The organism is Skermanella mucosa (genome assembly GCF_016765655.2).
Classification (GTDB): domain Bacteria; phylum Pseudomonadota; class Alphaproteobacteria; order Azospirillales; family Azospirillaceae; genus Skermanella; species Skermanella mucosa.
Window position 1 is genome coordinate 4,439,786 of the sequence record NZ_CP086106.1, and the last position, 8,678, is coordinate 4,448,463.

The 8,678-nt window shown below is 69.0% G+C and carries 7 protein-coding genes and 1 other RNA gene; all 8 read left to right on the forward strand.

The window, feature by feature from the left end:
* The first annotated feature begins 36 nt into the window (after window positions 1-36).
* An RNA gene (gene rnpB, locus JL100_RS20640) (RNase P RNA component class A) lies at window positions 37-454 on the forward strand.
* Window positions 455-966: 512 nt separating this feature from the next.
* On the forward strand, window positions 967-1,467 hold the full coding sequence (locus JL100_RS20645) for a division/cell wall cluster transcriptional repressor MraZ (RefSeq protein WP_202684650.1): 501 nt from the start codon (window positions 967-969) through the stop codon (window positions 1,465-1,467).
* A gap of 9 nt (window positions 1,468-1,476) precedes the next feature.
* Window positions 1,477-2,436 (forward strand): 16S rRNA (cytosine(1402)-N(4))-methyltransferase RsmH, encoded by a 960-nt coding sequence (gene rsmH, locus JL100_RS20650; protein ID WP_202684651.1) that lies wholly within the window; start codon window positions 1,477-1,479, stop codon window positions 2,434-2,436.
* Window positions 2,433-2,858: a cell division protein FtsL gene (ftsL, locus tag JL100_RS20655; RefSeq protein WP_202684652.1), complete on the forward strand. Its 426-nt coding sequence runs from the start codon at window positions 2,433-2,435 to the stop codon at window positions 2,856-2,858. The genes rsmH and ftsL overlap by 4 nt, the downstream gene beginning before the upstream one ends.
* On the forward strand, window positions 2,855-4,609 hold the full coding sequence (locus JL100_RS20660) for a peptidoglycan D,D-transpeptidase FtsI family protein (protein WP_202684653.1): 1,755 nt from the start codon (window positions 2,855-2,857) through the stop codon (window positions 4,607-4,609). The genes ftsL and JL100_RS20660 overlap by 4 nt, the downstream gene beginning before the upstream one ends.
* A complete protein-coding gene (locus JL100_RS20665; RefSeq protein WP_202684654.1) occupies window positions 4,596-6,065 on the forward strand; it encodes a UDP-N-acetylmuramoyl-L-alanyl-D-glutamate--2,6-diaminopimelate ligase in 1,470 nt (489 codons plus the stop codon). The genes JL100_RS20660 and JL100_RS20665 overlap by 14 nt, the downstream gene beginning before the upstream one ends.
* On the forward strand, window positions 6,065-7,576 hold the full coding sequence (locus JL100_RS20670) for a UDP-N-acetylmuramoylalanyl-D-glutamyl-2,6-diaminopimelate--D-alanyl-D-alanine ligase (protein ID WP_228420816.1): 1,512 nt from the start codon (window positions 6,065-6,067) through the stop codon (window positions 7,574-7,576). The genes JL100_RS20665 and JL100_RS20670 overlap by 1 nt, the downstream gene beginning before the upstream one ends.
* Window positions 7,577-7,588: 12 nt before the next feature.
* Window positions 7,589-8,674, forward strand: a complete 1,086-nt coding sequence (gene mraY / locus JL100_RS20675) for a phospho-N-acetylmuramoyl-pentapeptide-transferase (RefSeq protein ID WP_202684655.1) — start codon at window positions 7,589-7,591, stop codon at window positions 8,672-8,674.
* Window positions 8,675-8,678 lie beyond the last annotated feature (4 nt).

The window sequence follows — 8,678 nt, forward strand, 5'->3', positions numbered from 1 at the left end:
TGCATCGCACCCGTCCAGTGCCTAAGTTCCCGGCCGCCAGGTGGCTGGATGGCCGCTTCCCATGGGATCCCATGGGGAGAGGAAAGTCCGGGCTCCACGGAAATACGGTGCCGGGTAACGCCCGGCGGGGGCGACCCCAGGGAAAGTGCCACAGAAAGAAAACCGCCAGCCCAGCGCCGGAGTTCGTCTCCGGAGTCGGCAGGCAAGGGTGAAAGGGTGCGGTAAGAGCGCACCGCGGCTCCGGCAACGGAGACGGCATGGTAAACCCCACCGGGAGCAAGACCGAATAGGGGCGGCTTGGCCACAAGCCTAGCGCATTTCCGCGCCGTCGCCCGGGTTGGTCGCGTGAGGCGTCCGGTAACGGGCGTCCCAGATGAATGGTCATCCACCGTCCCCTTCCGGGAAACCGGATCGCGGGCGGGGACAGAACCCGGCTTACAGGCCACCTGGCACCCCTTAATTAAGATTTTCCTAATTCAACTTTCAGGATGTTCCTGCCGGTCGTGGGTTTTCATGGGCCGGAAGCTGGGACAATGATGGGACGTATCGGGATAATCCTGTGGACAAGCTGTTAATGACTGTTCCGCATGATTTCCGCGGCCGATTTTCCGATCCGAGTCGGTCAATGATTCAAGGACTCGTCGTTTGAGTTCGCCCGATCGTTATAAGAACATAAAGTGAACAAACTTCAGAGACGCTCTTAAGATTAACTTGATGTTTAGGTTCTCGCTAAAAAGCGTGGCATCCACAATCCAACCTTGAGGAAAGACGAACGCAGCCGCGAAATTTCTTGATTCCAAAGGCCAATTACTGGCAACGGCATTGACGGCCCATGAAATCCCATGTTATCCCATACTCACCCAAGCTGCTGGGGCGGTACCCTTAAGGGCTAACTCCTGGGGCGAACCTAACCAAGGCGAAGGTGGTGCGGGGCCGATGGCTCGGACCGCAGGGCTTGAGGGTTACATGGCCATCTTCTTGTCCTCTTTCTTGAACAAGGTAGACAAGAAGGGCCGGGTGTCGGTGCCGGCTTCCTTTCGGGGCGTGCTGGCCAAGGACTCCCCCGAAGGCGTTGCGTCCAGCGTGATCGTGTTCCGCTCCCTACAGTTTTCTGCACTCGAAGCGTGTAGCCCGGAGCATATGGACAGGCTGGCCGAAACACTGGATCAAATGGACATTCCGCCGGAAGAGAAGGACCTCTTCCAGGCGACGATCTTCGCCGGCTCGATTCAGCTGGGGATCGACGCCGAGGGCCGGATCCTGATCCCCCAGGACATGCTGGATTTCGCCGGGATCACCGAGCAGGCCTCGTTCGTGGCCAACAACAAGACTTTCCAGATCTGGGAGCCGGCCGCCCACGCCGCCCGCATGGAAGAGGCGCGCAAGCTCAGCCGCGCCGCCGGCCTGTCGCTCAGCAGCATCAGCCTGGCGGGCCGCCGGCCCGCCGCCGCCCCGGCGAAGGAATAGGAGGGCGGCATGGCGACGACCTACGAACATGTCCCCGTCCTGCTGGAAGAGGTGGTGGCCGCCCTGGCTCCCCGGGACGGCGGCATCTATGTGGACGGGACCTTCGGCCGCGGCGGCTATGCCCGCGCGATCCTGGCCGCCGCGGATTGCACCGTCTGGGGGATCGACCGCGACCCGGCGGCGGTCGCCGCGGGCTCGGCCCTGGCGGAGGAATTCCCCCATCGGTTGAACGTCATCGAGGGTCCCTTCGGCCGGATGGACTCGCTGCTGCGCGAGGCCGGGGTCGAGGGCGTCGACGGCGTCACTCTGGACCTGGGCGTCTCGTCGCCGCAGATCGACGACCCGGCGCGCGGCTTTTCGTTCCGCAGCGACGGGCCGCTGGACATGCGCATGGGAAATCATGGGATGACGGCCGCCGACGCGGTCAATTCCCTGGGCGAGACGGAACTGGCCGACGTGATCTACCGCCTGGGCGAGGAGCGGATGTCGCGCCGGGTCGCCCGCGCGATCGTGGCCGCCCGCTCCGAGCAGCCGATCGAGCGGACCGCCCGGCTGGCCGAGATCGTCCGGCGGGTCGTCCCGAAGAGCCGCGACGGCATCGATCCGGCGACCCGGACCTTCCAGGCGCTCCGGCTCTACGTCAACGACGAGCTGGGCGAACTGGACCGCGGCCTCGCCGCCTCCGAGCGGCTGCTGCGCCCCGGCGGCCGGCTGGCGGTGGTCTCGTTCCACTCGCTGGAAGACCGCCAGGTCAAGGAATTCCTGCGCCGGCGGTCGGGCAACAGCCCGGCCCCGTCGCGTCACGCACCGGTGGAGCGGACGGCCGAAGCGGCGCCGACGTTCCGCCTGATCTCCCGCAAGCCGGTGACGCCCGGCGACACGGAACTCGTCAACAATCCCCGCGCCCGGTCAGCCCGGCTGCGCGCGGCCGAACGCACGAAGGCGCCGGCCTTCGAGGAGGCAGCATGATCAGCAAGTCCACGGTGATCTGGCTCGGTCTGGCGGGCCTGGCGAGCGGGGCATTGTTCCACACGAGCTACCGGGTGCAGGCGCTCGGCGAGGACCTGGCCGGGCTGAACCGCGCGATCATCCACGAACAGGAAGCCATCCAGATCCTGAAGGCCGAGTGGAGCTACATGAACGATCCGACCCGGATCGAGGAAATGGCGCGCCGCCACCTGGTGCTCGGCCCGACCGCCGCCGGGCAGGTGATCGCCTCGGTCGAGACCATCCCGGCGCGGCTGCACCCGGTCGATCCCGACGCGCCGCAGGGCCCCGCGCTTGTCGCCGGGACGGTGCCGATGCCGTCGCGCAAGCCGGGCGCCGGCAGCCAGCCGGCAAGCCCGCCGGCCGGTTCCGTGGTGCTCGCCACCTACAAGGTGACGCAATGACCGGCATCCATGCGCCCCGCCACTGGCATATCGACCGCGCCCAGGCGACGGCGGCGGCCGGCGGCCGCACCGCCGAGCGGCGTACCGGGGGCCGCGCCGCGCAGGCTTTGGAACAGGCGCGCAGCCGGCTGATGGTGACCGTCGCGGTCTTTGCGCTCGCCTTCGGCGCGGTCGGCGTCAAGCTGGTCGATGCCACCGTGATGAGCCAGGGGGGAGACACGGGCCTGGCGCAGGCCGCCTCCGCCCATGCCATCCCGGCCAGCCGCGCCGACATCGTGGACCGCAACGGCGTGCTGCTGGCGAGCTCACTGGCGACCGCGTCGCTGCATGCCGACCCCAAGCTGGTGATCAACCCGCTGGAGGCGACGCAGAAGCTGACCTCCGTCCTGACCGACCTGGACTACCAGGACACCCTGGCCAAGCTGAAGAGCGACAAGCGGTTCGTCTGGATCCGGCGGAACCTGTCGCCGCGCGAGCATTACGAGGTCAACCGGCTCGGCATCCCCGGCCTCTATTTCCAGCGCGAGGAGCGCCGGGTCTACCCGAACGCCAACCTGACCGCCCATGTCGTGGGTTTCACCGGCGTCGACAACAACGGCCTGATGGGAGTCGAGCAATCGTTCGACAGCCGCCTGAGGTCGTCCAGCGAGCCGGTCCAGCTGTCCCTGGACGTGCGCCTCCAGCACCTGGTCAAGCGGGAGCTCCAGAGCGCCGTGGACGAGTTCCAGGCCCTGGGCGGCGCCGGCATGATCATGGACGTCAAGACTGGCGAGGTCCTGGCGATGGTCTCGCTGCCGGACTTCGACCCCCACGCCCCGACCAACGACGAGAACGCGCGCTTCAACCGCAACACGCTCGGCGTGTACGAGATGGGTTCGACGTTCAAGATCTTCAATTCGGCCCTCGCCCTGGAGTCGGGCAAGATCCGCATGGGCGACAGCTTCGACGCGACCAAGTCGGTCCGGGTCGGACGCTTCACGATCAGCGACTACCACGGCAAGAACCGTTGGCTGACCGTCCCCGAAGTCTTCATGTACTCGTCCAACATCGGCTCGGTCCGGATGGCGCTGGAGGTCGGCACGCCGGCCCAGCGGGCGCTGATGGACAAGCTGGGCCTGCTCAGGCGGTCGCCGGTTGAGATCCCCGAGGTCGGGGCGCCGATGGTGCCCAGCCCCTGGCGCGAAGCCAGCACCATGACGATCGCCTTCGGGCACGGTCTGTCGGTCAGCCCGATCCAGATGGCCTCGGCCACCGCCGCCACGGTCAACGGCGGCCTGCTGCACCCGCCCACCCTGCTGAAGCGCGATCCCGGCGACCCGGTACCCGCGGAGCGCGTAATTTCGCCACAAACCTCGGACCAAATCCGCCGTCTGATGCGCTTGGTCGTGACCCAGGGCACGGCGACCGGAGCGGCCGCCCCCGGCTACGTGGTCGGCGGCAAGACGGGTACGGCGGAGAAGACCAGTGGGCGTGGCTATGCGAAGAAGGCCCTGTTGTCGTCGTTCATCGGCGCCTTCCCGATCCAGGACCCCCGCTACCTGGTGATGGCGATGGTCGACGAGCCGAAGGGCAACAAGCGCACCTACGGCTACGCCACCGGCGGCTGGGTCGCGGCACCGCTGGCCGGCAGGATCATCCAGCAGATGGGGCCGCTGATGGGCATCGCCCCGATCGACGAGAACCGGCCCGACATCCGCACGGCCACGGAAATCCATCTCAATCCCCGGGGAAGCACCCTTGCGTCTTACTGACCTCGCCTCCTCCGACACCGCCCCGGCCGCGCCGCTCCAGGCCCGCGATCCCCTGATCGCGGGCCTGACGAGCGATTCGCGCGCGGTGAAGCCGGGGTTCCTGTTCGCGGCCCTGCCGGGGAGCCGGGCCGACGGACGGGCCTTCGTGGCCGACGCGGTGGCGCGCGGCGCGGTGGCGGTGCTGGGACCGGCCGGCACGGTGCTGCCGGACGGGACGCCCGACGGCGTGACCCTGATCGAGGACGAGAACCCCCGGCGCCGGCTGGCGCTGATGGCGGCCCGCTTCTACGGGCGGCAGCCGGCCCATGTCGCGGCGGTGACCGGCACCAACGGCAAGACCTCCACCGTGCAGTTCGCCCGCCAGATCTGGGCCCTGCTGGGCCACCGGGCGGCCAGCCTGGGCACTCTCGGCATCACGGCGCCGGGGCTGGAGCGCTACGGCTCCCTGACCACGCCGGACACGGTGTCGCTTCACCAGGCGCTCGCCGAGCTTGCCGACGCCGGGGTCGACCATCTCGCCATGGAGGCGTCGAGCCACGGACTCGACCAGTACCGCCTGGACGGCGTGACGATCGAAACCGCTGGTTTCACAAATTTGTCACGCGACCACCTGGATTACCACGGCAGTATGGAGGCTTACCTCGCGGCGAAGTCGATGCTGTTCGACCGCGTCCTGCCCCCCGGCGGGACGGCGGTGCTGAACGCGGACGCGCCCGAGTTCACCCCTCTGTCAGAGCTGTGTTCGCGGCGTGGTCATCGCCTGATCGGCTATGGCACACAGGCGAAGGAGCTTGCCTTGCGCGACCTGATCCCCCTGCCCCACGGACAGCGCCTGAAGCTGACCGTGCTCGGCCGGGACCACGACATCGACCTGCCGCTGGCCGGGCGCTTCCAATGCATGAACGCGCTGTGCGCGCTGGGCATGGCGATCGGCACCGGCGCCGACCCGGACGAGGCGGCGGCGGCGCTGGAACGGCTGGACGGCGTCCGCGGCCGGCTGGAGCAGGTCGCCCGCCACCCCTCGGGCGCCCCGATCTACGTGGACTACGCCCACACGCCCGACGCGCTGGAGACTGTGCTGAAGGCCCTGCGTCCCCACGCGGCTAAGCGGCTGGTGGTGGTGTTCGGCTGCGGCGGCGACCGCGACCGGGGCAAGCGGCCGGTCATGGGCGAGCTGGCGGACCGGCTGGCCGACCGGGTCATCGTGACCGACGACAACCCCAGGACCGAAGCGGCGGAGGCGATCCGGCGCGAGGTCATGGCCGGCTGCCCGGACGCCGAGGAGATCGGCGACCGCGCCGCGGCGATCCGCGCCGCCGTCCGGGACCTGGCCGAGGGCGACGTGCTGGTGATCGCCGGCAAGGGCCACGAGCAGGGCCAGACCGTCGGCACCGTGGTGAGGCCGTTCGACGACGCCGACGAGGCGCGCGCCGCCCTGCGGGAGGCCCTGGTCTGATGGCCCAAGCTCCGATGGCCCAAGCCCCCGTCCTCTGGACCGCCGGCGACGCCGCGGCGGCGACCAACGGCACCCTGAGCGGCGCCCCCGGCTGGCAGGCGGCCGGCGTGTCGATCGACAGCCGCACGATCCGGCCGGGCGACCTGTTCATCGCGCTGAAGGGGCCGAACTTCGATGGCCACCGCTACGTGGCGCAGGCCTTGGCGGCCGGCGCCGCGGCCGCGCTGGTGTCGCACCGGCCGGACGGCGTCGGGCCGGACGCCCCGCTGGTCATGGTCGAGGACACCTTCGCCGCCCTCCAGGACCTGGGCTCGGTGGCGCGGCTGCGCACCAACGCCAAGGTCGTCGCGGTGACCGGGTCGGTCGGCAAGACCAGCACCAAGGAGGCGCTGGGCACCTGCCTGTCGGCATTGGCGCCGACCTTCGCCACGGCGGGCAGCCTGAACAACCATTGGGGCGTGCCGCTCAGCCTGGCGCGCATGCCGGCCGACTGCACCTACGCGGTGTTCGAGCTGGGCATGAACCATGCCGGCGAGATCGGGCCGCTGTCCCGCCAGGTCCGCCCCGACGTCGCGGTGATCACGACCATCGAGGCCGTCCATCTGGAGCACTTCCCCTCGGTCGAGGCGATCGCCGACGCCAAGGCGGAGATCTTCGAGGGCATGGCGCCCAACGGCGCCGTGGTCCTGAACCGCGACAACCCCCATTACGCCCGGCTGGTCGCCGCCGCCCGCACCCGCGGCCTGTCGCGTATCCTGGGCTTCGGCAAGGCCGACGACGCCAGTGCCCGGCTGACCGACTGCTCGATCCACGCGACCTGCAGCGCGGTGAACGCCGTGATCAAGGGGGAGGCGCTGCAATACTGCCTGGCGCTTCCCGGCCGCCACCACGTGATGAACAGCCTGGCCGTGCTCCTGGCGGTCCGCGCGCTGGGCGGCGACGTGGTCGCGGCGGCGCGGGCGATGGCGACGCTGAAGCCGATCAAGGGACGGGGTGCCCGCCGGCGCGTGCAGCTGGCCCAGGGCGCCCTGACCGTGATCGACGAGAGCTACAACGCCAGCCCGGTCTCCATGGAGGCGAGCTTCCAGGTGCTGGCCAAGGGCGATCCGGGCGTCGGCGGGCGGCGCATCGCCGTGCTGGGCGACATGCTGGAGCTGGGCGAGCGCTCGCCCCTGCTGCACGCGGCCCTGGCCGAACCGCTGAAGGCCGCCTCGGTGGACCTGGCGTTCTGCGCCGGCCCCCACATGAAGCGCCTGTTCGACAGGCTGCCGGCCGACATGCGCGGCGCCTGGGCGCCGGACAGCGCGGCGCTGGCCCCCCTGGTGGCCGGGGCGGTGCGCGCCGGCGACGTCCTGATGGTCAAGGGGTCGGCCGGCAGCCGCATGGCCGCCGTGGTCGACGCGGTCGCCGCGCTGGATGCCGGTGCCGACACCCGTTCCGACCCAACCTCCCGAACGACTCCCGAAGATGCTCCCGACGACAAGGCGCACCGCGCCGCACGGCAGGGCTGAGGCGATTCAACGATGCTTTACCACCTGCTGTTTCCCCTGGCGGATGAGTTCATCATCTTCAATCTGTTCCGGTACATCACGTTCCGGACGGGCGGAGCGATCCTGACCGCGTCGGTGATCAGCTTCGTCTTCTTCCCGACCCTGATCCGCTGGCTGAAGTCCAAGCAGGGCGAGGGCCAGCCGATCCGCAGCGACGGGCCGGAAACCCATCAGAAGAAGAAGGGCACCCCGACCATGGGCGGCCTGATGATCCTGATCGCGGTGATGATCAGCACGCTGCTGTGGGCCGACCTGACCAACCTGTTCGTCTGGGTCGTCCTGCTGGTGACCATAGGATTCGGCCTGATCGGTTTCGGCGACGACTTCCTGAAGCTGACCAAGCGCAACACCAAGGGCCTGTCGGGCAAGCTGAAGCTGGCCGGACAGATCGGCACCGGCGGCGCCGCAGCCCTGATCATCGCGGTGTTCGGCCAGGACACCGTGTCCCACGGGCTGGCGGTCCCCTTCATGAAGGACCTGCTGATCGACCTGGGCTGGTTCTTCGTGCCGATGGCGGTGTTCGTGATGGTCGGGGCCAGCAACGCGGTCAACCTGACCGACGGGCTGGACGGGCTGGCGATCGTGCCGGTGATGATCGCGGCGAGCTGCTTCGGCCTGATAGCGTACCTGGTCGGCAACACGGTCTTTGCCAACTACCTGCAGATCCACCACGTGCCGGGAACAGGCGAGCTGGCGGTGTTCTGCGGCGCCATGGTCGGTGCCGGCCTGGGCTTCCTGTGGTTCAACGCGCCGCCGGCCATGGTCTTCATGGGAGACACCGGGTCGCTGTCGATCGGCGGGGCGCTCGGCGCCATCAGCGTCATCACGAAGCACGAGCTGGTGCTGGCGATCATCGGCGGCCTGTTCGTGCTGGAGACCGTGTCGGTGATCGTCCAGGTCACCTCCTACAAGCTGACCGGCAAGCGGGTGTTCCGCATGGCGCCGCTGCATCATCATTTCGAGAAGAAGGGCTGGGCCGAGCCGACCGTCGTCATCCGCTTCTGGATCATCGCCGTGGTGCTGGCGCTGGTCGGCCTGTCCACCCTGAAGCTGCGGTGACGCC